Origin of the sequence: Pyrobaculum calidifontis JCM 11548 (assembly GCF_000015805.1) — an archaeon.
Lineage (GTDB): Archaea > Thermoproteota > Thermoprotei > Thermoproteales > Thermoproteaceae > Pyrobaculum > Pyrobaculum calidifontis.
Window position 1 is genome coordinate 224,406 of record NC_009073.1, and the last position, 23,784, is coordinate 248,189.

Here is a 23,784-nt window from a genome sequence, read left to right on the forward strand (position 1 = left end):
GGCTATATGGATTTGGGGTTTAGGGGAGTAACGGCGATATATGGGAGGCCCGGCGTTGGGAAAACCACCTTGGCCATGAGGATGGCCCATGAGCGTTTGCAGAGGGGCGAGAGAGTGCTCTGGGTGTCGCTGTACGAGGACAAGGAGACGTTTCACAAGAACGCCTCTCTCCTGGGCTACGACTTGTCTAAGGCGGACTTCTGGGACTTCGTCTTCGTCAGAACAGACGCCATGTTAAACCAGATAGTGTCCGCCGTGAGCCAAGAGGCCTACGGCCTAGTGGTAGTGGACTCCATGTCGTCGGTGTTGGAGGGCGCCCAGGCGAGGGAGTACTTAATCAACGCCGTGTACAGAGTCTTCAAGCCCGCGGGCGTGGACTTGGTGGCGATAGCCGAGGAGGAGTCGGCCACCCCCTTGGACTACGTAGTCGACAACTTGCTCCGCCTAGAGATGAGGCTGGCGAATGGGGTCACCGAGCGGCGCATGTACGTGGTCAAGTCCCGCGGCCGCCGGGCTGGGTACTACGTGGAGTTTGACATTCTTGAGGGCAGGGGGCTCGTCTTCATAGACGAGTTGCCCAAGCCGGCCGCTAGGGGCGGCTTTGAGGCTTGGAGCGACGCCGTCTCCCAGGCCGTGGGGCCCATTAAAGGCGGGTGCGCGTACCTCTTCCTAGGCGGCGCGTTGACCCCACTCTTGGCCAAGGCCGCCGCAGACTTGTCTAAGGCGGGGCTGAAGGTGTTGTACAGAGTCCAGGGCAAAGACGCCGAGTCGGTGAGGCGCCTCGTAGAGAAGTTTGGGGGTAAGGCTGTTGTGCAACGCGCTGCGCCTCGGCCGCAGAGCTACTTTGCCCACGTCATGTCTCTCTACGAGTCGCTCAACGAGACTGGGGCAGACGTAGTTGTGTCAGACGGCGTGGACTTGGAGTTCCTCCTCTATGGTAAAAAGGCCCTTGACATAAACCTGCACGAGGTCCAGGAGCTGAGGGGGCTTGGGGTAGCGTTGTTGATTGGGATGAGCAGAGACAGGGGGCTGAGACATGCGGCAGACGCAGTGGTGTCCATACGAGGTGGGGAGGCCGTGGCTCACACGCCGGAGGGTCGGCGGATCTGCAAAGTGGAGCACGCCCCAGAGCCGGCCCTGGCCTGCTAGCCCGTGTGCATTAGGGTAGAGGGGAGGGCGTATCTAAATGGGAGATTTACAAGGGTGAGAATAGGCGGCGAGGATTGCAGAACTGTGCAATACTCCAACGACTTCTTGATTCTCCCCGGCATGGTGGACGTCCACGTGCACTTCAGAGACTGGGAGCTGGCGTACAAGGAGACGCTGGCGGGGGGCGCCGCCGCGGCGCTGGCAGGAGGCGTCGTGGCCGTAGGAGACATGCCTAACACCAGGCCGCACATAAGGACCGCCGAGCTGTACCAGAGGAGGCTGAGGGAGGGGGCCTCCCTCCCCATAATCTACAGACTGCACATGGGGGTCCCCGCGGACCTCGCAGAGCTCGACTTGGCGAAGCCCCGCACTGTGAAGATATACCCAGAGGACATAGCCCAATTCGGCTGGGCGCACGTGAAAAGCCTCCTGCAGAAGTGCGCCGAGTTGAACTGCGTCGCAGTGTTCCACTGCGAAGACCCCCAGCTCTTTAGAGACGGGGAGAGGCCTCCCGAGGCCGAGCGGCTGTGCGTCGAGAAAGTCCGCGCCCTGGCGGCGGAGACTGGTGCCAGAGTACACCTCACCCACGTCACATTGGCCGAGACTGTAGAGACGGCGAGGGGGTGGGCCACCGTAGACGTAACCCCCCACCACCTCTACCTCGACACAGAGAACTGTAGAGACAGGGGGCTGTGCCTAGTCAACCCACGCCTGAGGGCCCCCGACGCCAGGAAGAGGCTGCTCGCAGCGCTTGCGGCTGGTCTCGTGGACATGTATGCCACAGACCACGCCCCGCATACTCTCGCCGAGAAGGCGTCGGAGAACCCCCCGCCGGGGATCTGTAGCCTCGACGTGGCCCTCGGCCTACTACTAGCCCTCTGGAAGCGCGGCGTCTTGGCCTTGGGCGACGTGGTGCGCCTCTACTCCCACAGGCCCGCCCGCCTCCTCGGCGTAGACGTAGACCCGCTCGCAGGGACCTTCACCATTGTCAAGCTTGAGGAGTACACAGTCAAGGGCGAAGAGTTTGCGGGCACCTGCAAGTTTACCCCCCTCGAGGGGCTCAAAGCGTTTGGCCGCGTAGTGGCCACAGCCGTGCGGGGGGTGGTGTACTTCAGAGACGGCGAGGCGAAGCCCCTCTGGCCTACCGCAGTCTCCCAGCCTCGAGGGACACCTCCTTCCACTTATCCCTAAGGCGCCCCATTATGCTTGGCTCAATGTCTAAGGCCAGCGAGATGTCGACGAGGCGCTGGTAGCGCGCCGCCACGTCGCGGTACCACCCAAGCACCTTCCTATCGCCGCTCCTCATCTTCTCGTGGAGCCTCTCCATCTCCTCGAGCAGGGCCTCGGCCATCTTCTCAACGACGGCCTTCGCCAGCGGTCTCACCTCCTTGTACTGCGCCTCGCCCAGCTCAACCACGGCCACCTCGAACATGGGCCCCCTGCCCTCCTCCTCCCACCTCCTTATCACGTTCCTCTTAACTGCGTCAACCGCCTTGGCCACTTTGTCCCGCGGAGCCCAGACGAGGAAGACCCCCTCCAAAAGCTCAAGCCCATCCACCATTCTGCCAAGCCTCTTCACTAGCTCCCTGCTGTCAGATTTGACTAATACCAAGAACACTTGGGGCAGAAGACATATAATTTTAAGTGTGATAGGCGGCGGTGATGAATTCGGCAGGAGTTGAAAGGTGACTTAACTTAGCCCTACCTGATATTATACAGGTATTATCGACGACGGTAAACTGAAACTTTCAGTCAACCCCCAGGGCCTGTTATATAAACCCATTAGACAAAATAGAGGTGAAAATCGCCTTGGGCACCCCCCTCAGCGCTGTGCCAAAGCCCTGGCTATACTTCGACGTCCCAGCCCTAATTATCAACGCGCTGGAGGCCAAGAGGCGCAACCCCCGCCTAGCGCTGGGGTACGAGGGAGAGCTCTGGCTAGACTCCGGGGGCTTCCAAGTGCTGAGAAAGGGCCTTCAACTCGCCGTGGAGGAGGTGGCCGAGGTGTATAGGCAGGTGGAGGCCCAGTACTACCTCTCTCTAGACGTCCCGCCCTCCCCCACCGACCCGCCAGACGTGGCGGAGAAGAAGTTTGAGAAGACTTACCGAAACTGGGTGCGGCTCTCGAGGGCTGTGGAGGGGGTTGTTCCAGTGCTCCACGTCTACCGCGACGAGGGGCTCTTCCTCAAGTACCTGAGGCGGTACCTAGACGCCCCCGTCTTAGCCATAGGAGGCGCAGTGCCCTACGTATTAATCACGAGGGGGGTGCCGCGGGGGTCCAGGGAGTACGCCTTGAGGCTGATAAAAACGGCGAGAGAGGAGTTCAAGGGCAAGCTCCACGTCCTTGGGCTGGGCAGCCCCTCAGTCACGCCGATACTTGAGGCGCTCGGCGTAGACAGCACTGACACATCCACTTGGCGAGTCAAGGCGGCCTACGGCAAAGTCATACTCCCAGGCGGCGGCGAGAGGCACGTCACTGGGAGAAAGGTGAACTTCGGCCCGAAGAAGGCCCTCGAAGAGGAGCTGGAGGAGCTACGCGCCTTCTTGGCCCAGACAGGCTTCCCTGCCCTTACGCCGGACTTCAGCCAGCGCTTGGCGGAGTCTTTTGAGTACCGGGCCCTCGTCAATGCGTGGGTGGTGCTCCACAGCCGCACGGCGCCTAGGTCCCCCGCCTTTAGGAAGCTGTACGCCGCGCTGGCGGCGCCGCATAGCGGCTAAATTTATTAAGTGGGCAAAACACGGTGCCGATGAAGTACAGGCTGATGGACGTCCTCGCCTGCCCCTACGACAAGACCTTCCCCCTAAGGCTGGTGGTCTTAAAGAGGCGGGAGTACCCCGAGCGGCAGTACACATGGCCCCGCAAGCCATTCTGCGAGGAGTACTGCGCCTACCGCGACTTAAAGATAAAGGACCACCCAAAGCCAGACACACTGCCCTGCGAGGAGTGCCACAAGTGGGAAATTGAGGCGGGGGTCATATACTGCCCCACCTGCGGGAGGTGGTACCCCATAATAGAGGAGATCCCCAGGATGTTGCCAGACGAGTTGCGCAACGAGAAGGAGGAGCTGGAGTTCCTCCGCTCAGTGGCAGAGGACTTGAAGAAGGCGGCGCCAGACATCGCCGAGAAGATACTACAACAGGGAAAGCCCTTCAACCTATCCACAAAGTAGCTTTCAATAAATTAAATACTGGGAGCAGTTTTACACATGCTCCCAGAGCTTAGCGACTTGGATCTTGAGAATCCGTCCTTCTCTGCCTCTGGGCCTGCGGAGTATACGGTCTCCTTTGGCAGACCCTGCAAGGTAGGTGCAAACGTCCGCGTGGATTCCCTGCTCTTTGCCTGGCCCCGCGTCTTCTCTAGGGCACTTGTGGCTGTCTACAGGTGCGAGGAGTTTTGGCCGCACTACGATGTGAAGACGCGCGCCGTGTCTGTGGGCAAGTCCATCTACGTAATGGTGGACTCCGTGGCCCGCCACGCCGAGCAGGACGCGGAGACTGTGCCACTGGAAGAGGGCCCACTATGGCGCTACGTGGCCAAAATAGGAGGAGCTGCGTTGTGTAAAACGTTAAGGGAAGTATTGCACATTGAGGCTAAGTGTAAAATGTATGGGAGGCTTTATTAGACCTTTGTTATTTTGCCGTTTAGCGCGTCTTCGAGCCTCTTCTCTACGTCGTCCCAGTTGACTACGTTCCACCAGTTGTCGACGTATGACCCTCTGTCGTTCTTGTATTGCAGATAGTAGGCGTGCTCCCACACATCAAGCGCCAGTAACACTTGAGCATTTGCGATGTGCATTAGGTTGTGCTTCTCGATTTGTACGACAAGAAGTTGCCCTGTCTTGGGCTCGTATATCAGGAGGGCCCACCCCACGCCTTCTACGTTTTTAGCGGCTTGGCTAAACTCCTCTTTGAATTTCTCAAAGGAGCCGAAGAACTGGTTTATTAAGTCGGCGGTGCGGCCTCCCGGCTTTCCGCCGCCTTTGCCATGGGGCGCCATGTTTGGCCAGAAGATGCTGTGGAGTAGGTGCCCGTTTAAGTGGAAGGAGAGGTCTCTCAGCACTGCCTTGATGTCTATCTGGGCCTCTCCCTTCCTGAATTTCTCAAGTTTTTCGAGGGCAGCGTTTGCCCCATTGACGTAGCCCTGGTGGTGTTTCTGGTGGTGTAGTTTCATTATCTCCTCGGCGATGTAGGGCTCGAGGGCGTTGTATGCGTATGGGAGTGGTGGTAGTTCATATTTTTTAACTTGCATGACACCCCCCTCGTTTGTCTCATTTAAACGTTTCTAACGCCGCTAGTCGGCGGTGAGGGTCTTCTCAACGACTATCGCCCCCAGGGCCGTTGCGGTCGCCGCAAAGATGAGCACGGCTGCAAAGTGGCTGGGGGGTGGGACGGCGCCGTAGACGAGTGCGCTTCGTCCAATTTCTGTGAGGTAGGTGAGGGGGTTGGCGTCGCTTATTGCCTGTAGCCAAGTGGGGAAGAACTGTCTTGGGAATAGGGCTGTGGATGTGAACATTAGCGGCATGGTTATGAAGTTCATGACGACGCCTGGGGCTTGTACATCTGCGGTGTTCGCGGTTAGTGCTGTGAAGAGGGAGGCGAACCCCACGCCGGCGGCCACAAGCGCCACTAGCCACTCGGCTAGGGCAATGGCGTTTACCGTGTACTGGACCCCCAGCACTGCGCCGAGGAGGAGTATCACAGGGGCGGCCAGTAGGCCTCTTGTAACGGCGCCAAGCGCCTTTGCCAAGTGGATTGCAGCCTTTGGAGTAGGGGTTACGAGTATTCTCTTTAGGTAGCCCACCCGCTTGTCGAACACGAGGCTCATCGAGGCGAACATCCCCGTGCTCATCATCAAGATGGAGATCATGCCGGGCAACATGTAGGCCAGGTAGTTGTCTACGCCGAAGTACTGCCTGAGGAATGCGCTGGGCATGCCCGCGAGGCTGTTGCCGAAGAAGAGAATCCACATGAGGGGCTGTGCCACTATCATTATCCACATGTATCTGCTTCTGACGAGCTTAAGCACCTCCCTCTTGTACAAGGCGTATACCTCCCCTATCATCTCCTCGCCCGCCTTATCCTCATGTACAACTGACGGATGTCCGTCTGCTCCCCCTCGATGGAGGCGCCTGTGAGATTTATGAACACTGTATCAAGACTGGCCTTCTTCACCTTGACGCTTTTGACGCCCTCTACCGCTTTAACGACCTCGGGGAGCACCTCCTCGGCGCCCCGCGTCTTTATGACGATTCTCCCATCCACCGCAACAACTTCACCGAATTTGGACAGAGAGGCGACGTCGGGTCTCCCCGACACCTCTAGCTCAATTACGTCGACGCCGTACTTGGCCTTGAGCTCATCCGGCGTCCCCACTGCCACAATTCTCCCCCTGTTTATTATCGCCACCCTGTTGCAGAGGGCCTCCGCCTCCTCCATGTAGTGAGTGGTCAAGAGGACTGTGACTCCAAAGTCTCTGTTTATGCTTTTCACAACCTCCCAGAGCCCCACTCTAGCCCCCACGTCTAGGCCCACGGTGGGCTCGTCCATGAAGAGCACCTCGGGCCCGTGGAGGAGGGCCATGGCCACCTCAAGCCTCTTCCTCATCCCAGTGGAGTACTTCCCCACGGGCCTCCCCGCCGCCTCCCACAGCCCGAAGTACTTCAAGAGCTCCCCAGCCCTCTCCCTCCAGTCCCTTACCCCGACGAGCCTTGCCTGTATTTCTAAGTTCTCCCACGCGGTGAGCTCGTCGTCTACAATGACCTCAGAGGCAATCCACCCAATCCTCTTCTTCACTTCCCTCGCCTCTTTTACCACGTCGAAGCCGGCGACCCACGCCCGCCCCGAGGTGGGCCTAGTTAAGCCGGTCAATATTTTGATCGTGGTAGTCTTCCCAGCGCCGTTTGGCCCGAGGAGGCCGAAGACCTCGCCTTTTTCCACGTGGAAAGTCACTCCGTCCAGCGCCACGACGTCGCCGTACCTCTTCCTCAAGTCCTCCGCTCTTATTGCCACATCTTCCGATAGATCGGTGAATATAAACTTATTTCAGCTTCGCCTGCCTTTTACTGCGCCTCCTCCTCTTTTCGCCGAGTTTAAAGTAGGCGTAGAAGCCGTAGACAAGGCCGCCGAATAGGGCCAGCCTCCCCATCCACGCCGCCAGAGCCACGGGGCCAATGCCCTGTGGCCTCACCACCATGGGGAAAACACCGACGTAGGGAATCGTCAACACCACCTTGCCCACTAGGTTGTTGCCCACTGGGGGCTCTCCCACCGCTTGGTCTGGGAGGTTGTTGTTGTCGCCCCAAGTCACCAAGCCGCAACTGCTACCAACTTGCTTGCTGTAGACTCTGTGTATAATCCAGCTGCCGGCCCACATGGGGTTCCGGGCCACGTATACCACTATGTCGCCTGGCGATGCTGTCTCACACGAGGCCCCCGCCAATATGACAAAGTCGCCGACTCTCAACGTGGGCTCCATAGAGTATGAAGACACCACGGCGATGGGCCACGCCACGCCGGTCGCTCTGGCGTAGGCCACTAAGGCCACCACGATGGCTACGAACCAGATGAGGTCCTTAACCCACTCCCTCACGGACGGGCAGTTGCACCCATATTAAAGTTTAGAGCTGATAAAGGAGCTGGGCCAGCTCCTCTAGGTCTAGGGTCTTCGCCACGATTTGCCCCACTCTCTTCATCCCGGCCTTTTTGCCCCACTTAACCTCTATCCCGAGGCCTAGCTCTGGCACTACCACGTCTACTTCAAAGCCGTCTCGCCAGTAGCCCACTCTGTGGCTTCTGGCGAAGTGCATGGCCACGGTTGCCTCTAAGAGCGCGGCCTCGTGCGGAATCTTCGCCCCGGTCCACTTGGCGGCGGCTTGGTAGACCAGTGGGTCTAATAGGTGGATTTTCCTAGGCTTCTTGTAGTCCTCGACCAAGCGGTAGGGGTCAATGTAGTAGAGCTGGCGCAGGAGGTAGAGGGACTCCAATAGGTTGAGGTACGAGAAGGCTATCTTGTGCGACCGGAGCTCTGCCTCCTTGGCCAAGGCGTTGAGAGAGACGGGGCTAGGGGCCGTCTCTAAGACCGCCTTGAGGAGGCGCTTCGCGTACGCCTCGCTCCTCTTAAGCCTCGCCAAGTCGAAGGCGAGGGAGGAGATCACCACGTCGGCGGCGCCCCCGGGGTTGCCTGAGGTGGCGCAGTTTACCACGGCGGCGGGGTAGCCGCCGCATTTGAGGTAGAGCTCAAGCGCCTCGGCGAGCTCCGTCCTCCACGCCGTGGGGTCTGCCCCAGGCGGCACGCCTTGCACCTCGGCGAATTTTTTAAAAGAGAGCGGGTACATGACGTAGTCCCGCCCCCACCCCCTCCGGCCTGGGAAAGTCTCCACCTCCCTCTTGGCGTACATGCTCACCGAGCCTGTGGCAATTATCACGTCGTTTTGAAAGTGCCCCTGGTCGAGGTAGAACTTGAGGGCCCTGTACCACTCCCTGGGGTAAGTCACCTCGTCCAGGAGCACCAAGGCGCTTGAGACGCCCCACCTCTTCTTAAGTTTTACAATCTCGCCGAGGACCTCCCCCAGCTCTCTGTGGTCAGCCGCCATTTCGCAGGTGTAGTAGAAAATAGTACGGGGATCTCTCCCGCCCTCCACGAGCTTTTTCACGAGCAACTTTAGCAGAGTCGTCTTGCCCACCTGCCGAGGGCCGAAGAGGAAGTGGAGCGCGGGGGGCTTCAGCGAGATTTCGTCAATGAGCTCGGGCCACCACTTCACTGGCTGAGAAAGCCACTTAGCTATGTGGGGGTCGTCCTCAAGCCGCCCTCGCCACCAGGGGTTTAAAAATCCATTGGAATTCAGAATTCCAAATGTTTAAAAGCTTGTTGGAACTCCAAAGTCCTAGAGGTCGTAGTACTCCACGTCTCCTCTCTTGATCCGCCTGACGGCTCCCCTCTCCACGAGGTATTCCAAGGCCTTTTCCACCTCGGCGGGGTCTGCCCCCAAGGCCGCTACAATATCTCTCGCGGCGAGGGGCCCCCTTGCCCTAATGAGCTCAAGCACGCGGGAGGCCAGCGGGGGCGGGCGCGAGGTGACGTAGCTGTACAGCCACAAGGCGGCTATGATAATTGCCGCGATTAGCCCCACTCTGGCGGCTAATGGGGCGATCCTCGGAAACGCCAGCGACGCCGCGGCGACGAATATCACCACCGCGAGGAGGGCCTCTAGGTACCTCATCTCAGCGGGATGACGGGCACCACTTGCCCCCCGCCCCCGCTTATGGCCACAATTTGGACGTTGCCGGCCTGCGCTATGTCGCGCAGGCCCATGAGGTAGATGTACAGCTCCGCAAGCCGCGCCGCCTCTGTGGCGTTGGCCCCCGCGGCCCTTATCAACATCTCAATGGCGGAGCGTGTGGCGTTTGCCACAAGGAGGATCTGCTGGGCCTGGGCCCTGGCCCTGGCCAGCGTGGCGTTGGCCTCGGCCATTGCGTTCAACACGACGCGGGTGTAGTTGGCCCTGGCGAGCTCCTCCACCCGCTGGCGCTCGAACTGGGCCCTGATGGCGTCCTGCTGGGCGGCTATCTTGCGGTTAATGGCGTCGGTAATCTGCTGAGGCAGGATAAAGTTTTGCACATTTACGTCGAGGATTTCCACGAGGCCCGCAACTGTGGGGTCAGACTCAATGGCCTCTCTATACTGTTGCTCTATCTGCCTCGCGATGACGTCCCGGTTCTCTATGAGGTAGTCCAGAGAGACCTTGGAGATGACGTCCCGGATCAGCTGCCGAGCCTTAGGCACTAAGACCTTGTCGTCGTAGTCAACCCCGGGAAACTTCTTCGCCAGCTCGTCGAAGCGGTCGGGGTTTATCTTGTACCGCACCACCATCTCCACGGTGACAGTCACGCCGTCCTTAGTGAGCACGGTGGGCGCGGCGAACTCGTACCGCCCGGCGCCGCGCTCCACGGCCACAAACTCAATCACCTCGACGGCGTACGTGTCCTCAATCAAGTACGCCCACGGCGCCTTAAAGCCAAACGCAGGCCCCTTCACCGGCTTACTCATAGTGCCAGTAACGGGGTCCACCACCACTGCCACGACGCCAGCTGGAAGAGTGTAGGCAGAGAGGGCGAGTAGTACAGAGGCTACCAAAAGGCCGAAGATAACCACAGCCACAATAGCCGCCGCCCTCCTCGACGGACCCCTAACCTCAATAGGAATATGAGCCATATCTGACTCTGACCACGTCTATATAAGCGTTGTCTTAGCAGGAAGCCACAGCCTATTTGCGGCGATCTGCGCCAGATACCCGGGGGGCAGGAAAATATGGCGATAGTCATTGGCCATGACGGATAGGCTTTTAGGCGTTACATGTGGGGAGTCGGTGGGCCAAGCGTCGGGCAAAACGCTAGGAATCTCCTTTCACTGCCCCTTGCTCTGTTGGCAACTCCCATGATTAAAATCATATTCTTCGCCTACGCCTAAAAGCGGCAGTTCGATGGCAGAGGAGCCGCCGTACGGCGTTCGCGCATCAAGAGGCATTTAGGGCTTGGCCACTCTTGCTAAGAAGACTTCTACGTTGTGAATCCGCTTGCGGTGGTGCTTATACATGGGCTTTATCTTGAGCACGGCCTTTTCTAAGACGTCGAGGCGGAAGCCCCACTTTTCCACCTGGGCCCTTATGTAGTCGAGGGTGGCCAGCTTGTGGATGGTGTACACCACGTCGGCCAGCTCCACTGCGCTACGGAGAAAAGCCACATCGGTGCCCCGCCCGCTCCAGATGCCGAAGGGCGGGTTTTGAAACGCCACGTCGAAGCGCCTCGCCAGCGGCGGAGCCGTGGCATCTGCGGCGAGGAAGTCCACGTCTAGCCCAAGGCCGGCCGCCGCCTGCCTCGCCACCTCCAGCGCCTCCACGTCGACCTCTACGCAGAGCACCCTCCTGGCCCCCATCGCCGCGGCGGCAAGCGCAAAACGGCCAGTGCCACAGCCAAGGTCCACGACCGAGTCCAACAAGCCGCGCATATACGCGTCCCACACGGCCGTCGCCACAATCGCCGCGTCTGTGGGATACTGCTCTAGGCGCAACTTAGGCCTCTTGAAGGTGGGCAACCTCTCGACGAATATCTCAAGCTCCCTTCTGCTTTGAAACATTGTACACAGCGCGGAGGTGTCTGTGGGCCTTAGCTAACACACGGCGCGAGCTGTCGTAGGTGAGCCTAGCCAAGGCCTTGTCAAAGGGGAGCCAGGCGTAGCCCACGTGCTCCCAGCTCAACTTCACCTCCTTCGTATGCGCCTTGGCGAGGAAAAAGATCACCTTCTTGCGCACCCTCCTGCCGCCCCGGTAGTACACGTACTCCACCTCCTCCCGGAAGCCCTCTACCAACTCCACGTCGAGGCCCGTCTCCTCCTTTACCTCCCTCAGCGCGGCCGCCTCGGGCGTCTCGCCGGGCTCGACGTTGCCCTTGGGGAAGTCCCAGTGGCCCGCGGGGTAGTGCAAGAGGAGGTACTCCGCTCCGCCCCCATCCCCGTAGTAGACCACGGCGCCTGCAGACACCTCGTCATACATACTCTCTTCCAGTGAGTCACGTATATAAAACAGTTCGACGGCATGCGCGTGGAGATCGTAGTCAAAGACGTGGTTAAGTACTACGGCGACTACCCCGCGCTCAGGGGGGTTACCCTCGAAGTTCCGCGCGGTGTGTGGCAGTGCCTCGTGGGGCCCTCTGGCAGCGGGAAGTCCACGCTCCTCCACATCATTGGAGGTGTGGACAAGCCCACCAAGGGGACTGTGGAAGTTGCGGGGGTGAGACTCAACGACCTCAACGACGACCAGCTGGCCGAGTTCCGGAACAAGAACATCGGCTTCGTCTTCCAAATGTTCTACCTAATCCCCAGGATGTCCATCCTCGAAAACGTGGAGCTCCCCCTAATCCTCCGCGGCGTCCCCAAGGCAAGGCGGAGGGAGGCGGCGCTTGAGGCGCTTAGGCTAGTCGGCCTCGGCCACATAGACCCAAGGCGCAGGCCCACCCAGCTCTCCGGCGGCGAGCAGCAGCGCGTGGCAATAGCCAGGGCCATTGTGACGCGGCCCCGCATACTGCTCGCCGACGAGCCCACGGGCAACTTAGACTCGGCCACCACCAAGGTCATAATGGACATCTTCACACAGCTGAAGAAGGAGCTGGGCATCACCATCGTCATGGTGACCCACAATCTAGAACTCTTGTCCTACTGCGACAGATACGCGAGAATGAGAGACGGGCGTATCGTGGAGCAGGGCTAGTACACAAACACCACCTCCCTTGGGCAAAAGACGCGGGGCCACATCCCCCCTAGCCCGGCCGAGACGTACATGGCGGCGGCCCCCCTCTTGTACAGCCCGCAGGTGTAGCCAAAGGCGCTGTTGGTGAACACGGCGCCGCCCCAGGGGAGGCACCAATGGCCGCAGTGGGTGTGCCCCGCTAGGTAGAGCCCGCCCACGGCGCTGTGGAAGGCGTCGGGGGAGTGCACGAGGACGACGTCTGCGTCCTTCACCGCGGGGTAGGACCTGGGGTCCTCCCTCCAGTCCAGGCCAAATATGCGGAGAGACCCCACCTGCACCCAGTCGTCCCTCAACACGTGGACGCCCGCATCCTCCAAGGCCCTGATCCCAACGCTGAGGGGGATCCGCCTGGAGGCCCAGTGCTCGTGGTTGCCCAACACGGCGATTTTCGGCCCCCTTATCTGCCCCAAGGCCTCTACCACGGCCTGGAGGTCGCGAGTCCACTCGTCGTAGGTGTCGCCGCCGATGAGGACTAGGTCGTACTCCCCCAGCGCCGGCGCATGCCACTCCCCGTGTATGTGGAGGTCGGTGAGGAAGAGTACCCTCCTCCCAAGGCCCCAGTCTAGCTCAGTGGCCTTTATGCCAACTGCGCCTGCCCCAACTGCGAGGTAGGCCAGGGGAGCCGCGGCGAGGGATGCCAAGAGAGTCCTCCTCTTCACGTGATTAACTTGAATAGTTTTTCTAAAACGTCTAGGGGGTCTCTCCCCAAGATGGTGATCATCGGCTCTTTGCCCCAGTCTCCCACGTCGACGATTAAGTCGGGCGCCCTCCCGCCGGTCTGCCTAAACGCCTCCTCCACAACCCACTGCATGGAGCCCCCCTCCCTAGCCTTCACCTCCTCCGGCTCGTTGCGCCTATCTACCACGGCCACCGCCATGCCCAAGGCCTTTGCCTTCTCCACAAGGCCCCAGTCTAGGCGGATGTTCATGGCGCTGCGAATCCGCGGGTCTTTCCCCATGGCGGCCAGTATCTTCCTAGCCACGTGGTCGCTGGCGCCGAAGGTGGGAGGCCCCGAGGGTCTCGCCTTGCCCATGTAGTTCACAATCCTCCCCGGCACAGCCGCCACGTCTCCGCGCCCAGAGGCGTACCTGGGGTCTATGGCGTAGCCTAAGTTGCTCTGCACCTCTGGTATGTACCTAGCCACCTCGGCCCCCCTCTCCTCAAGCGCCCTAAGCGCCGCAGACATGGCCTCGTAGGCCCTCCACCTCTCCGCCGGTATCTCCACCCACGCTGTGGAGTTGACGGCCCAGTGTCCCTTTCCCCTGGCCACACCGTACTTAATGGCTGTGGTAATTAGCTCCTTGGCCGTCTTAATGGCCTCCAGCGGGGCGAGCCCCTTTGCCAGCCCCGCGGCTATGGCCGCTGAGAAGGAGCAGCCAGTGCCGTGCGTCGCCCTGGAGTTTAGCCTAGGTGCCCTCAGCTCGTGGAACGTGCCCCCCACGTACACCACGTCCACTGCCTCCGGCGCGTCCAAGTGGCCGCCTTTTACTACGACGACCTCGGCGCCCAGCTCCCTGTGTATATACTCAGCCGCCCTCTTGGCGTCCTCTACGGAGGATATCCGCATACCCGTCAGCCTCTCTGCCTCATACCTATTGGGCGTCACCACCTTTGCCACGGGGAGGAGCCTCTTGGCAAGCGCCTCCATGGCGTCTTCGGCAATGAGGGGAGCCCCAGACTTTGCCACCATCACCGGGTCTACCACCAGGGGGAACCCCAGCTTGGAGACCGTGGCCGCCACCTCCTCTATAATCCCCCTAGTCCCCAGCATCCCAGTCTTTCCAGCGTCTATCCCCATGTCGTCCCACACCGCCATGATCTGCTCCCGGACGAGGCCGGGGTCGAGGCACTCAGCCCTCCTAACCTCGTAGGTGTTCTGTGCAGTGACGCAGGTCAGCGCAGTGGCCCCGTGGACACCCAACGCGGCGAAGGTTTTAACATCGGCGTGGACGCCAGCCCCACCCCCCGAGTCCAGGCCAGCTATGGTTATGGCCACCCTCCACATATAATCCACCATTGAACAGCCAATATAAAATTTATCTCAAGAAGCGATCCGTCTCGCGCCCTCCGCTCCTCCAAGGCTGACAGCAAAAAGCGATACGTCGCCGACAGCACGTGTACACTTCCTACCCCAATTGGAGTCCTACGTATTTTGACCGCCGTTGTTTCACAAACAGAGCGGGCTGTATAGGTGCTTAAGTGGCAACTGCGGCCACTTTATAGAGGAGAGTTAGCCGGGGGAGGGTGATGAAAGGGCACTAAGGGGTTATCTGCCCGAACCCGGCTCTGCTGACCCCCTCCCCTGAGATAAAAAGCTGTCTAGGTTTAAAAATTTTTCTCTTATCAATTCCACCCCTCCTAACCTCTTGTGTCGAGATGGATAATCGACATCTTTGCGTTATCATAAGCGACGCCAATTAGCAACGGCTGCGGCTAAGTGGCTTTGGCTAGAGGATGCCGCAGTCGATGAGTCTCTTCAATATTCGGTAGGTGAGGCCCCAGATAACCCAGTCTCTGTGGACAAAGGCGTATCCCGAGATCCACTCCTCCTCAGAGAGCTCAGCCTTAGACACCCACCTCGCCTCCGCCACCTCGCGGGGGTTGGGCGCCACCTCTCCCTCCCACTCCGTGAAGATAAACGGCACGACCTTCAGCCAAGGCGCGTTGCGGGGGCTGTGCGGCTCTAACACGCCCACTAGCCCCCTCGGCGTGACCCCCACCTCCTCCTGGACCTCGCGCACGGCGGTTCCGAGGAGGTCTTCGCCTGGCTTCCACCTCCCGCCAGGAAAGGCCACTTGCCCAGACCAGGGGTCGCCCGCCCTCTGCACGCGCTTAATCAAGAGCGTCTTTCCATCTCTCAGCAGGACACCCACCGCGGCCCACTCGGGCCCCCCGGCTGGCCACCTCTTCTCTAGGCACATTAAGATTTTTTACACGTGAGTTTATAAGCTGTGGCGATGAGGACGACTTGCCCCCTATTGACCTGTGAGATCTATTCCGCGGTCTGAGCCCTACTCTAGGGCCACCGTGCCGCCTCTGAGCACGCCGTAGTGAGTAACAATCCACCTAGTCTTTACCTGTCGAATGAGCACAGCCTTGGCTCCCTGCTCTGCGCATACAGCCTTCTTAAGGGCCACCGTGGCCACGTCTTTTTTCACCGACTGCACCACGCCGAAGACCGTGGCGGGGCCGACGGCCACGAGCACAGTCTCGCCTTGCTTAATCGGCTCGGGCTTCTCGCCGCCCATGCGGGGCATGGGCCTTGTCTCAATCTCCACGGCGGTCCACACGGGGGGCAGAGTGCCCGGCTTCCCAGCCACGGCGCCTGCCAACGCGTCGGCCTTGGTCAAGGCCGGGTCTAGGCCCGTCATTATCCCCACGAGGCCTCCCGGCCTCGCCTCCTCTACCTTGTGCCCGCTGTACTCAATGCTGAGGACCTTTGTGCGAATGGGCTGGTAGCCCTTCTCCAGCTTGAGGCCTGGCCTAATCTCAATCTCGTCGCCGACGCGGAGGACCCCCTGTAGCAGAGTGCCGCCTAGCACGCCTCCTCTGAGCTTCTCAGGCGGGGTGCCCGGGGGGTTGACGTTGAAGCTTCTGAGGACCGAGAACCTGGCGGGCTTCCCCGTCTCAGCCTCCCTCCTCGGTATCTCCTTGGCGAGGTATGTGGCGAGGACGTCGATGTTCACCTTGTGGAGGGCCGAGATGGGCACCACCTTGGCCTTCTCGGCCCACGTCCCTCTGAGGAACTCCCTTATCTGCTGATAGTTTTCAATGGCCTTCTCCCTCGTGACGAGGTCAATCTTGTTCTGCGCCACTACCATGTGCCGCACGCCGATTACGTCTAGCACCGCGAAGTGCTCGGCCGTCTGGGGCTGGGGCACGGGCTGGGAGGCATCCACCACCATCACGGCGCCGTCCACCACCGCTGCGTCGGAGACCATGGTGGCCACTAGGACCTCGTGCCCCGGCACGTCGAGGAGGGATATCATTCTGACAAGCTTCGGCTCGTTGCCGTTGGGACACTTGCCGTCTTGGAGCAAGCCATCGCTGTAGTAGTACTCATCGCCGCAGTCGTATATGCCCACCTGGGCGTATCCGAGCTTTATCGTCATGGCCTTCTTGATCTCCTCGCTGTGCCTCATGACCCAGACTCCGGAGAGGGCGTAGGTGGTCTGCGTCTTGCCGTGGTCCACGTGGCCGGCGGTGGAGACAATGGCGTCGGGGTAGACGAAGGTCATGACCCCCCTCTTACACCGCTTTAAATACTTATCTGGTTAATTTATATATAGGCGCGTTAGAGGAGACGTGGCCGTCGTCCGGCTGGAGAAGTTGCGCAAAGTTTTTGACAGAGTGGTGGCCCTGGACGACGTAGACCTCCAAGTGGGCGACGGCGAGATAGTGGCAGTCCTAGGCCCCTCCGGCTGCGGCAAGACGACGCTTCTCCGCCTGGTGGCCGGCCTCGACGAGCCCACCTCCGGCAGAATATACTTCGACGACAGAGACGTCACAGACCTCCCGCCGCAGAAGAGGGGGACCGCCCTGGTGCCTCAGACGTGGGCGCTGTGGCCCCACATGACAGTCTTTGAAAACGTGGCCTATGGGCTAAGGCTGAGGAAGCTGAGGCCAGAGGAGGTGGCGAAGAGGGTGAAGTCTGTGCTAGAGCTGGTGGGCCTCAGCGGGCTTGAGAAGAGGAAGCCCTTCCAGCTCTCCGGGGGGCAGCAGCAGAGGGTGGCGCTGGCGAGGGCCCTGGTGGTGCAGCCAGAGGTGCTCCTACTGGACGAGCCGCTGGCAAACCTCGACGCAAAGCTAAGGGTTGAGCTGAGGGAGGAGGTTAGGAAGATAGCCAAAAAGCTGTCTATAACCACGATATACGTCACACACGACCAAGAGGAGGCCATGGCGGTGGCCGACCGCGTCGCGGTGATGAACGCCGGCAGAATACTACAGGTGGGGAAGCCTGAGGAGGTTTACCACAGCCCTGCCCACTTCTTCGTCGCCACTTTTATAGGCCGCTCCAACGTCTTGAGAGGCCGCGTGGTCGAGAGGCGGGGAGAGGCCGCGGTAGTGGACGTGGGCTTCCCCCTGGCAGCCGTCGCAGTGGACAAGGCGGCCCCAGGCGAGGAGGTCCACGTAGTGTTTAGGCCCGAGGACGTGTACATGGGCGGCGGCGGGGTTAAGTGCCAGGTAGAAGACGTGGCGTTCCTAGGGCGCTACTACCAGGTCACGTTGGTATGCGCCGGGCGTAGGATAAAGGCAGAGGGGCCTAAGCCGCCGGCCCTCCCAGGGGAGGAGGTGGCAGTGGAGATAGCCAGGGCCTGGGCGTTTAAGCCATGATAAAGTGGTCCGCGGCAGTTGGCTACATCTACCTCGGCCTCTTTCTACTATTCCCCCTCCTCTTTATATTTTGGCAAGTGGTAGAGGGCGTAGCCGAGGTCTACAAGCTCGTGGCAGACCCGTTCTACGTAAACCTATCTCCAGACGCCTTCGCCAGCGCCGTGTATATCAGAGAGGGCAACCCGCCGACCCTCGTGGTGAGGGGGCCCGACCTCGGCGTCATATTCAACAGCCTGTGGGTCGCCCTCACAGTCGCCGCCGTGGACACTGCCTTGGGATTCCTCCTGGCCTACGCGTTGGCCAAGTACGTGTTCCCCGGCAGAACTGCCCTCGGGCTGTTGGCCACGGTGCCGCTCATAGTGATGCCCTTCGCCACCGCCTACGCCGTTAGGAAGTTCCTAGACCCGCGGTGGGGGACCTTGAACTGGCTCCTCAACGACGTCTTGGGCATCCCACTCAAGGTGGAGATCTCGGGCCTAGCCGCGGTGGCCCTCGTCCAATCCCTCATGTATCTCCCAATAGCCTATCTCAACATCTACGCCGCGTTGACTAGGGTCGACCCCACGCTGGAGGAGGTGGCCAACAACCTCGGCGCAGACGAGCGGCGCGCTGTGCGAGACGTGGTGCTCCCCCTGGCCACCCCCGGACTCGCCGCGGCCTTCGTCCTAGTGTTCATCTTCGCCATAGACGACGTGGCGGCGCCCATAATCTTCCAAGACGACCCAGCGGCGAGGAAGCTCCTCTCCTACCAAGTGTACTCCCGCTTCCTCGACCAGCTGAGGGGGCAGATAAGCCCAACGGCGGCATTCCTAGCCCTAGTACTCCTCACAATTGCCGTCACCTCCTTCCTCGCCGTGCGGAAGTACGTGGGGCTGAGGCAGTACGCCATGTTGATACGCCAGCTAAGGCCGAGGATATACAAGCCGGGCCCGCTGGGGAAAGTTCTAATATACGCAGTGGCCTTCCCCCTGGCGCTTGTGGCGTCGGCCCCCCTCCTCGGCGCCATTTCGCTAGTGTTCGCGGAGAGGTGGACCACGTCGCCGCTGCCCGAGTCGCCCAGCCTCTCCACCGCCGCCGAGAGGCTCGCCGCAGTTTTTCAAAACGAGCTGTTTGTAAGAGGGATTTGGAACACTGTGATATACGGCGTCTCCGCCACTCTGATAATGGTGGCGATAGGCGTGGCCGTGGCCATCGCCGCGGCTAGGCTGAGGGGGCCCGCCGCAGATGCGCTAGACGCCTTGGCCACAGTGCCCATAGCTGTGCCAGGCCTCGTGGTGGCCTACGCCTACTTCCTCACCTCCCTAGCCGCCGTCAGCTGGCTTAGGCCAATAAGCCCGGCGCTGGCGGACCTCCTAGACCCGTTGAGGCACCCAGAGTTCTACCTAGTCGTGGGCTACTCCGTGAGGAAGCTCCCCTTCGTGGTGAGGAGCATATACGCGGGGATGCAGCAGATACACCCCTCCATGGAGGAGGTGGCCTTAAACCTGGGGGACAGCTACTGGGGCGTGGTTAGGAAGATCCTACTGCCCCTACTGGTGACAAACGTGATAAGCGGCGCCTTGATAGGCTTTGTGTATGTCACAAGCGAGGTCTCCCTGAGCATAACCCTTGGAGTGCTCAAAGGCGTGGGAAGAGACACGGCCATGCCCATAACCGCCTTCATGCGCGAGCGTTTTGAAAGCGGGCTATACGGCGTACAAGACGCGGCTACCCTAGGCCTCCTCCTCGTCTTAATCCAAGTCACAGCTATCACATTAACCACGAGAGTGCTCAAGACGAGATACGGCTTCGTCCTTTAGACGAACCCTGCGCCAGACTGCAGTCGACGCAAACCCCCTGGGAGCCGCCTTGACACTACTGCCTATTTTAAATATCTACATCGTTTCAGGGGGCATGGGGCAGACGATTGACCCGAGGGATAAGATGAGGTTTGGCGAAGATTCCACCCGGCTAGTCGAGGCGGGGGCGAGGGCCGCGGCCAAAGAGCTGGGGATAAGGCTCGTGGTAGAGGACATGCGCGTAGAGATCGGCGACGTAGTCGCAGAGTTTGACGGAGGTAGGTTGAGAATTGGAAGTCTTGAGGTTAGCGTAGATGAGGACCAGTGGGCCGGCTTCAAGACGTTGCTCCTCTCCTTTTTAGCAAACCACAGGCGGCCTCCGACCGAGGCGGAGGTAAAAGAGCTCATCTTCGCCGCGACGGGTAGAGAGCCATAGTATTCCCAGTCCGATAGGAAATAAGAGATATAACGAGACTTATAGTGACTACGTGTCGCTGATCCCTGTGGACCAGCTCGACAGTTCTATTGTGGGTAAAAGAGTGGCGCTGACGCTGGCTACATGTAACCAAGTGGAGGAGTCCCAGTTAATGGTAGTGGAGGGGGTATTTCTCTACGTTTCCAAAGACAGAGTGGGCATTGAGACAGAGAAGGGGGTAGAGGTGGTGGAAAGGGGACTTGTGGTGGCTGCGCGAATTTTAAACACTTAAGAACCAACGGTGGTGGGTACATGGATGAGTTTCCCCTACTGCTGCATGTTGGATACTTCGCCACAGCGGGCGTAGGGATTCCCCCGGTGTCCGCGGCTAGGGCTGTCGCTGAGTACGTTCAACTTGCTGTGGAGGACCCTGAGGAGGCCGTGGCCGCGGCTGGAAAAGCGGCCGAAGTCGCCCGCACGGCTTTTGCCGAGCTGATTGGCGCATCCCCCGGCGAGGTGGCCGTGGCTGGGCCAGGCACACTCGCCGCATTGGAGAGGGCCCTCACGGCGGTGGGGTGCAGCGCTGGGAGAAACGTTGTGACTGACGACCTCGAGTACCCAGGCCTCTTGAACCTCGTCGCCACCTTCGCCAGCCGCTGCGGCTACGAGCTGAGAGTCGTGCGCCACAGAGAGGGCCAGCTCTCCCTCGACGAGTTTAAGAGGGCCGTGGACGGCGAGACGGCGGCCGTTGTGGTAAGCTCTGTCCAGTGGATTAACGGCGTCCGCCTCGACGTAGACGCCCTGAGCGAGCTTGTGGAGAGGACCGGCGCCTTTCTCATCGTGGACGGGATACAGGAAGCCGGCGTCAGGCAGCCGGCGCTTAAGAGGGTGGACTTCTACGCCGCCGGCACCCAGAAGTGGCTCATTGCTCCATTCGGCGCCGCCCTGACCTACGTGGGCCCCCGCATGGCGGAGAGGCAGTCCCTGCTGAGCGTAAACAACGCCGAGATGGACGTCTCGCCAGAGGCCTACTTCGCCGACGGGGAGAAGACCCCAGAGAGGCTGGGCCTCTCCAAGCCCAGGGGGGCTAAGAGCTTCGAGTTGCCGGGGATGGGGCCGGCGGCGGGGGTTGTGGGCGCCGCGGCGGCGCTCAGCTACTTGGCTAAGGTGGGAGACGTGGAGGCTAGGGTGAGGCGGCTGAGAGACGCTGTGTGGAGGGCCTTGGAGGAGGGCGGCCTAAAGGTGTTGACCCCAGAGGAGGCCGACTGGAGCGGCATCGTTCTCGCCACCACCGGGGCGCGGAGGGGAGACGAGGAGCTCTACTGCAGATTGAGGGAGGAGGGGTTTAGGCTCCACCTAAGGGGCATGTCAGGCGTGGCCGGGCTCAGGTTCTCGGCCCACTTCTACGTGGACGAGACGTGGGTCGACAGACTGGCCGCCGTCTTGAGGCAGCGCTAGCCGCTCAAAAGCTGTCTGATCTTGTCCACGTAGGCCCCCTCCACCACCGTGAGAGTGCCGTTTTTGTAGATGATGAAGGTGGGCGTCCCCCTAATCTTTATGCCCACTTTTCCAAAGGCGTCTGAGACGCCCATGGCTTGTGCAAGTGTGACATTGAAGCGGCATGCATATGGCTGCAAAGTCTTTGACATATTGGCCAAGGCGTCGCTCTCTGAGATCGCCCTCTTAATTGCGGCTAGGTACCATACGTAGTACAGCTTGTTTACAAGGTCGAGTGTGGCGGAGGGGCCCAGCTCATTATATGCGCAGTGGAGGGGCTGGTGCAGAGCCCATGCCGCATCTCCGTGGACTGGGAAGTCGACGAGGATGTAGTAGAGCTTGCCCTCCTGCACCTTCTCCTTAATCAACGGGCCCAGTTCCACATGGGCATAGGCACAGTAGGGGCAGAGGAGGTCAAAGAACTCCACCAAGACCACTGGCGCGCTCCCGTTGCCAAACCGCATGGCCCAAGGCGGAATTGGAAGCCCGCCTGGATTTACTACCTGCGGCGGCTGAGGAGGAGACTGGGAGATGAGGGGGGCCACTAGGAGAACTGCCACCGCCACCATTAACACCACAACAACGACGATTGCCAAATTAACAAGCCTCATGCTCCCACGAGCGACACCAGTATATAAATTGTGCCCCCGTAGAAAGACCCCGATCCCGGGGCTCGGGGGTCAAAAAGCTAGGGTATTTTCTGCATTACTGCTTGGTACTGTTTCCTCGCGGCGTCTCTCCACGCCGAGTAGATCTTGTCGCGGTAGGTGGGGTTGCCCAACTTGTCGTTTATCTTCATGGCGTAGTCGAGGGTGAGCTTCACCGTCTGGCCTGTGTCGGGGTCTGTGAAAGTGACGGGGCTTGTCAGCTCTCTGGCGAGGGCCTCGGCTGTTGCCTTGTCTATCTTCCCGCTGTAGTAGGCGTTGACGAGCTTCCACCAGGCCTGTTGTAACACGTCTTGGTTGTCCTTTACCGCCGCGTCGAAGTAGTACATGACTACGTTCTCCACGGAGATGGCTAGGGTGTCGTTGAAGTTTATGGTCTTGAGCGTCAGCAGGTAGTCGTATACCTGCTTTAGGTCGGGCCTCCTCTGGCCCTCAGGCGTGTTGAAGGCGTTGGGGTTCACCGGCATTCTGTTGATCTTTGGGTCAAAGACAATGACTTGCCCACCTGTTATCACCCAGGCCACGAAGGCCTCGGCGGCCTCTCTACACTTGGTGCCCTTCACCACGGCTATGGGGTCTCCGTTGACTGAGGTGTCCGGCGGGATGACGTACTTGGTGTCTGGGTTCTGAAGCTGGGCAGTGTAGCCATAGAAGTCAATTGTCCAGCCGGCGCCTATTTCGCCTGCGATTACTCCATCTCTTACAGCCTCGCTACCGCCGTAAATCTTGCCGTTGGCAGCCGTCAAGACGATTATACGCCAGCCCTCCTCCCAGCCATATGCCTGGAGAATTATCTCAGCAATCCTAGTATTGCTGGTCGACTGCGTCAAGCTGGCCAGCCCAGTCACTGGGACCCCACGCGCCGCCGCTCTTCCATACTCAAAAGAGGCGAGGTCTGCCCACGACTTAGGCTCCGAGAGGCCGTAGCTGCCCAAGACCTTCTTGTTTATCGTAATGCCGAAGCTGGACACGGCCCACGCCACCCAGTACACCTTCCCATCGCTCCCAACCCTCATCATAGGCATCCCCGCTATTGTCTTCGGTATCTGCGCCATGGCGGCCTTGACCTCCGGCCCCTCAAGGGGCAACAACAAGCCGTCTGAGTAAAGAGAGTCGAAGAGGGTGGGGCCCCCGCCCCAAGCCACGTCCGCCTGCCCCGCCTGGATAATCGCCCTCCACTGGCCAGCAGCCACAGGCCTAAAAACCACGTCCTTTACCCCATACCTCTTCGCCACGTCGCTCTTTAGGAAAAGAGTACGCGCCGCGTCTAGGATATCGGTGGGGTGCCTAGTTAACACCACCAGAGTTGTACACGCAGAGGGCTGCGGAGTGGTTGTTGTCTGTGGCGGCGTCGTGGTGGTCTTCGGCGGAGTTGTAGTAGTCTGAGTAGGCGTCTGCGTAGTAGTCGGCGGCGTTGTAGTCGTGGGGCTGGGGGTCGGCGGGGCTGTGGTAGCTGGAGTAGTCGTGGCAGTGGTTGGCGGAGTCTGTGTAGCAAAGTAGGCGACCACCAGTGCAAGAACTACAACGGCGATTAGTCCCGCTATTAGGCCCAATCGCATATACTCCCTATTTCCCTATCTTTTATACATTTCTAATCGTGTTGAATCAAGGCCGATGTTGAGGAAGGATAACTGTTATAAATTCGG

The 23,784-nt window shown here is 60.1% G+C and carries 27 protein-coding genes; 11 read left to right on the top strand and 16 right to left on the bottom strand.

Annotated features, from left to right (window positions below):
- Positions 1 to 6: 6 nt before the first annotated feature.
- Both PCAL_RS01210 and PCAL_RS01215 read left to right on the top strand, forming a co-directional pair.
- Positions 7 to 1,149: an RAD55 family ATPase gene (locus PCAL_RS01210; RefSeq protein WP_011848917.1), complete on the top strand. Its 1,143-nt coding sequence runs from the start codon at positions 7 to 9 to the stop codon at positions 1,147 to 1,149.
- A gap of 3 nt (positions 1,150 to 1,152) precedes the next feature.
- On the top strand, positions 1,153 to 2,340 hold the full coding sequence (locus PCAL_RS01215) for an amidohydrolase family protein (protein ID WP_011848918.1): 1,188 nt from the start codon (positions 1,153 to 1,155) through the stop codon (positions 2,338 to 2,340).
- Here the strand turns inward: PCAL_RS01215 and PCAL_RS01220 are convergent.
- Positions 2,291 to 2,767 carry a hypothetical protein gene (locus tag PCAL_RS01220; protein WP_011848919.1) on the bottom strand — a complete coding sequence of 159 codons (477 nt, stop codon included), beginning with the start codon at positions 2,765 to 2,767 and terminating at the stop codon, positions 2,291 to 2,293. The two genes, PCAL_RS01215 and PCAL_RS01220, sit on opposite strands and share 50 nt — an antisense overlap.
- Positions 2,768 to 2,946: 179 nt before the next feature.
- On the opposite strand from PCAL_RS01220, the gene PCAL_RS01225 reads away from it, so the two are divergent.
- The 3 genes from PCAL_RS01225 to PCAL_RS01235 are packed head-to-tail and all read left to right on the top strand — an operon-like array spanning position 2,947 to position 4,772.
- On the top strand, positions 2,947 to 3,867 hold the full coding sequence (locus tag PCAL_RS01225; RefSeq protein WP_011848920.1) for a tRNA guanosine transglycosylase family protein: 921 nt from the start codon (positions 2,947 to 2,949) through the stop codon (positions 3,865 to 3,867).
- A 29-nt stretch (positions 3,868 to 3,896) separates the two neighbouring features.
- Positions 3,897 to 4,319: a Trm112 family protein gene (locus PCAL_RS01230; RefSeq protein ID WP_011848921.1), complete on the top strand. Its 423-nt coding sequence runs from the start codon at positions 3,897 to 3,899 to the stop codon at positions 4,317 to 4,319.
- Between the two features lie 36 nt (positions 4,320 to 4,355).
- Positions 4,356 to 4,772, top strand: a complete 417-nt coding sequence (locus PCAL_RS01235) for a hypothetical protein (protein WP_011848922.1) — start codon at positions 4,356 to 4,358, stop codon at positions 4,770 to 4,772.
- Here PCAL_RS01235 and PCAL_RS01240 read toward each other — a convergent pair.
- The 9 genes from PCAL_RS01240 to PCAL_RS01280 form a co-directional block, all read right to left on the bottom strand.
- Positions 4,769 to 5,398 carry a superoxide dismutase gene (locus PCAL_RS01240; RefSeq protein WP_011848923.1) on the bottom strand — a complete coding sequence of 210 codons (630 nt, stop codon included), beginning with the start codon at positions 5,396 to 5,398 and terminating at the stop codon, positions 4,769 to 4,771. The two genes, PCAL_RS01235 and PCAL_RS01240, sit on opposite strands and share 4 nt — an antisense overlap.
- Before the next feature lie 42 nt (positions 5,399 to 5,440).
- Positions 5,441 to 6,211, bottom strand: a complete 771-nt coding sequence (locus PCAL_RS01245) for an ABC transporter permease (protein ID WP_011848924.1) — start codon at positions 6,209 to 6,211, stop codon at positions 5,441 to 5,443.
- Entirely contained in the window at positions 6,208 to 7,158 is a 951-nt protein-coding gene (locus PCAL_RS01250) for a daunorubicin resistance protein DrrA family ABC transporter ATP-binding protein (RefSeq protein ID WP_011848925.1), read from the bottom strand. The genes PCAL_RS01245 and PCAL_RS01250 overlap by 4 nt, the downstream gene beginning before the upstream one ends.
- A 28-nt stretch (positions 7,159 to 7,186) precedes the next feature.
- Positions 7,187 to 7,738, bottom strand: coding sequence for a signal peptidase I (locus PCAL_RS01255; RefSeq protein ID WP_011848926.1), 552 nt, complete (start codon positions 7,736 to 7,738; stop codon positions 7,187 to 7,189).
- 28 nt (positions 7,739 to 7,766) lie between these two features.
- Positions 7,767 to 8,909: an ATP-binding protein gene (locus tag PCAL_RS01260; RefSeq protein ID WP_011848927.1), complete on the bottom strand. Its 1,143-nt coding sequence runs from the start codon at positions 8,907 to 8,909 to the stop codon at positions 7,767 to 7,769.
- A 123-nt stretch (positions 8,910 to 9,032) separates the two neighbouring features.
- Entirely contained in the window at positions 9,033 to 9,368 is a 336-nt protein-coding gene (locus PCAL_RS01265; protein WP_011848928.1) for a MarR family transcriptional regulator, read from the bottom strand.
- The gene (locus PCAL_RS01270; protein WP_011848929.1) at positions 9,365 to 10,360 is read right to left on the bottom strand and encodes a prohibitin family protein; all 996 of its coding nucleotides are present in this window, start codon (positions 10,358 to 10,360) and stop codon (positions 9,365 to 9,367) included. Before PCAL_RS01270 ends, PCAL_RS01265 begins: the two co-directional genes overlap by 4 nt.
- A 312-nt stretch (positions 10,361 to 10,672) precedes the next feature.
- A complete protein-coding gene (locus tag PCAL_RS01275; RefSeq protein WP_011848930.1) occupies positions 10,673 to 11,281 on the bottom strand; it encodes an METTL5 family protein in 609 nt (202 codons plus the stop codon).
- The gene (locus tag PCAL_RS01280; protein ID WP_011848931.1) at positions 11,256 to 11,696 is read right to left on the bottom strand and encodes a bis(5'-nucleosyl)-tetraphosphatase; all 441 of its coding nucleotides are present in this window, start codon (positions 11,694 to 11,696) and stop codon (positions 11,256 to 11,258) included. Before PCAL_RS01280 ends, PCAL_RS01275 begins: the two co-directional genes overlap by 26 nt.
- Before the next feature lie 42 nt (positions 11,697 to 11,738).
- Between PCAL_RS01280 and PCAL_RS01285 the strand changes: the two genes are divergently transcribed.
- Positions 11,739 to 12,410, top strand: coding sequence for an ABC transporter ATP-binding protein (locus PCAL_RS01285; protein WP_011848932.1), 672 nt, complete (start codon positions 11,739 to 11,741; stop codon positions 12,408 to 12,410).
- On the opposite strand, the gene PCAL_RS01290 is transcribed toward PCAL_RS01285, so the two are convergent.
- From PCAL_RS01290 to eif2g, 4 genes are all read right to left on the bottom strand, one after another.
- Positions 12,407 to 13,108: a metallophosphoesterase gene (locus PCAL_RS01290; protein WP_011848933.1), complete on the bottom strand. Its 702-nt coding sequence runs from the start codon at positions 13,106 to 13,108 to the stop codon at positions 12,407 to 12,409. The genes PCAL_RS01285 and PCAL_RS01290 overlap by 4 nt on opposite strands.
- Entirely contained in the window at positions 13,105 to 14,454 is a 1,350-nt protein-coding gene (locus tag PCAL_RS01295; RefSeq protein ID WP_011848934.1) for a bifunctional hydroxymethylpyrimidine kinase/phosphomethylpyrimidine kinase, read from the bottom strand. Before PCAL_RS01295 ends, PCAL_RS01290 begins: the two co-directional genes overlap by 4 nt.
- A 442-nt stretch (positions 14,455 to 14,896) precedes the next feature.
- The gene (locus tag PCAL_RS01300; protein WP_011848935.1) at positions 14,897 to 15,370 is read right to left on the bottom strand and encodes an NUDIX hydrolase; all 474 of its coding nucleotides are present in this window, start codon (positions 15,368 to 15,370) and stop codon (positions 14,897 to 14,899) included.
- Between the two features lie 90 nt (positions 15,371 to 15,460).
- Positions 15,461 to 16,687, bottom strand: coding sequence for a translation initiation factor IF-2 subunit gamma (gene eif2g, locus PCAL_RS01305; protein WP_011848936.1), 1,227 nt, complete (start codon positions 16,685 to 16,687; stop codon positions 15,461 to 15,463).
- Positions 16,688 to 16,754: 67 nt separating this feature from the next.
- On the opposite strand from eif2g, the gene PCAL_RS01310 reads away from it, so the two are divergent.
- The 5 genes from PCAL_RS01310 to PCAL_RS01330 all read left to right on the top strand — a co-directional run bounded on the left by PCAL_RS01310 (position 16,755) and on the right by PCAL_RS01330 (position 21,434).
- Entirely contained in the window at positions 16,755 to 17,783 is a 1,029-nt protein-coding gene (locus PCAL_RS01310; RefSeq protein ID WP_011848937.1) for an ABC transporter ATP-binding protein, read from the top strand.
- Entirely contained in the window at positions 17,780 to 19,582 is a 1,803-nt protein-coding gene (locus PCAL_RS01315) for an ABC transporter permease (protein ID WP_011848938.1), read from the top strand. The genes PCAL_RS01310 and PCAL_RS01315 overlap by 4 nt, the downstream gene beginning before the upstream one ends.
- 94 nt (positions 19,583 to 19,676) lie before the next feature.
- Positions 19,677 to 19,997 carry a hypothetical protein gene (locus tag PCAL_RS01320; RefSeq protein ID WP_193322789.1) on the top strand — a complete coding sequence of 107 codons (321 nt, stop codon included), beginning with the start codon at positions 19,677 to 19,679 and terminating at the stop codon, positions 19,995 to 19,997.
- Positions 19,998 to 20,049: 52 nt separating this feature from the next.
- Positions 20,050 to 20,268: a hypothetical protein gene (locus tag PCAL_RS01325; RefSeq protein WP_226951978.1), complete on the top strand. Its 219-nt coding sequence runs from the start codon at positions 20,050 to 20,052 to the stop codon at positions 20,266 to 20,268.
- Between the two features lie 20 nt (positions 20,269 to 20,288).
- On the top strand, positions 20,289 to 21,434 hold the full coding sequence (locus PCAL_RS01330) for an aminotransferase class V-fold PLP-dependent enzyme (RefSeq protein ID WP_011848940.1): 1,146 nt from the start codon (positions 20,289 to 20,291) through the stop codon (positions 21,432 to 21,434).
- Here the strand turns inward: PCAL_RS01330 and PCAL_RS01335 are convergent.
- Positions 21,431 to 22,084 carry a thioredoxin domain-containing protein gene (locus PCAL_RS01335; protein ID WP_011848941.1) on the bottom strand — a complete coding sequence of 218 codons (654 nt, stop codon included), beginning with the start codon at positions 22,082 to 22,084 and terminating at the stop codon, positions 21,431 to 21,433. The genes PCAL_RS01330 and PCAL_RS01335 overlap by 4 nt on opposite strands.
- 77 nt (positions 22,085 to 22,161) lie before the next feature.
- A complete protein-coding gene (locus PCAL_RS01340) occupies positions 22,162 to 23,697 on the bottom strand; it encodes an ABC transporter substrate-binding protein (protein WP_011848942.1) in 1,536 nt (511 codons plus the stop codon).
- Between the last annotated feature and the right edge of the window lie 87 nt (positions 23,698 to 23,784).

Bases quoted from the DNA above. Each gene is read 5' to 3' on its own strand.
- PCAL_RS01335 (WP_011848941.1), bottom strand. From the start codon at position 22,084: ATGAGGCTTGTTAATTTGGCAATCGTCGTTGTTGTGGTGTTAATGGTG.
- PCAL_RS01265 (WP_011848928.1), bottom strand. From the start codon at position 9,368: ATGAGGTACCTAGAGGCCCTCCTCGCGGTGGTGATATTCGTCGCCGCG.
- PCAL_RS01320 (WP_193322789.1), top strand. From the start codon at position 19,677: ATGGGGCAGACGATTGACCCGAGGGATAAGATGAGGTTTGGCGAAGAT.
- PCAL_RS01245 (WP_011848924.1), bottom strand. From the start codon at position 6,211: ATGATAGGGGAGGTATACGCCTTGTACAAGAGGGAGGTGCTTAAGCTC.
- PCAL_RS01235 (WP_011848922.1), top strand. From the start codon at position 4,356: ATGCTCCCAGAGCTTAGCGACTTGGATCTTGAGAATCCGTCCTTCTCT.
- PCAL_RS01340 (WP_011848942.1), bottom strand. From the start codon at position 23,697: ATGCGATTGGGCCTAATAGCGGGACTAATCGCCGTTGTAGTTCTTGCA.
- PCAL_RS01270 (WP_011848929.1), bottom strand. From the start codon at position 10,360: ATGGCTCATATTCCTATTGAGGTTAGGGGTCCGTCGAGGAGGGCGGCG.
- PCAL_RS01240 (WP_011848923.1), bottom strand. From the start codon at position 5,398: ATGCAAGTTAAAAAATATGAACTACCACCACTCCCATACGCATACAAC.
- PCAL_RS01285 (WP_011848932.1), top strand. From the start codon at position 11,739: ATGCGCGTGGAGATCGTAGTCAAAGACGTGGTTAAGTACTACGGCGAC.
- PCAL_RS01230 (WP_011848921.1), top strand. From the start codon at position 3,897: ATGAAGTACAGGCTGATGGACGTCCTCGCCTGCCCCTACGACAAGACC.
- PCAL_RS01330 (WP_011848940.1), top strand. From the start codon at position 20,289: ATGGATGAGTTTCCCCTACTGCTGCATGTTGGATACTTCGCCACAGCG.
- PCAL_RS01280 (WP_011848931.1), bottom strand. From the start codon at position 11,696: ATGTATGACGAGGTGTCTGCAGGCGCCGTGGTCTACTACGGGGATGGG.
- PCAL_RS01210 (WP_011848917.1), top strand. From the start codon at position 7: ATGGATTTGGGGTTTAGGGGAGTAACGGCGATATATGGGAGGCCCGGC.
- PCAL_RS01315 (WP_011848938.1), top strand. From the start codon at position 17,780: ATGATAAAGTGGTCCGCGGCAGTTGGCTACATCTACCTCGGCCTCTTT.
- PCAL_RS01300 (WP_011848935.1), bottom strand. From the start codon at position 15,370: ATGTGCCTAGAGAAGAGGTGGCCAGCCGGGGGGCCCGAGTGGGCCGCG.
- eif2g (WP_011848936.1), bottom strand. From the start codon at position 16,687: ATGACCTTCGTCTACCCCGACGCCATTGTCTCCACCGCCGGCCACGTG.
- PCAL_RS01295 (WP_011848934.1), bottom strand. From the start codon at position 14,454: ATGTGGAGGGTGGCCATAACCATAGCTGGCCTGGACTCGGGGGGTGGG.
- PCAL_RS01275 (WP_011848930.1), bottom strand. From the start codon at position 11,281: ATGTTTCAAAGCAGAAGGGAGCTTGAGATATTCGTCGAGAGGTTGCCC.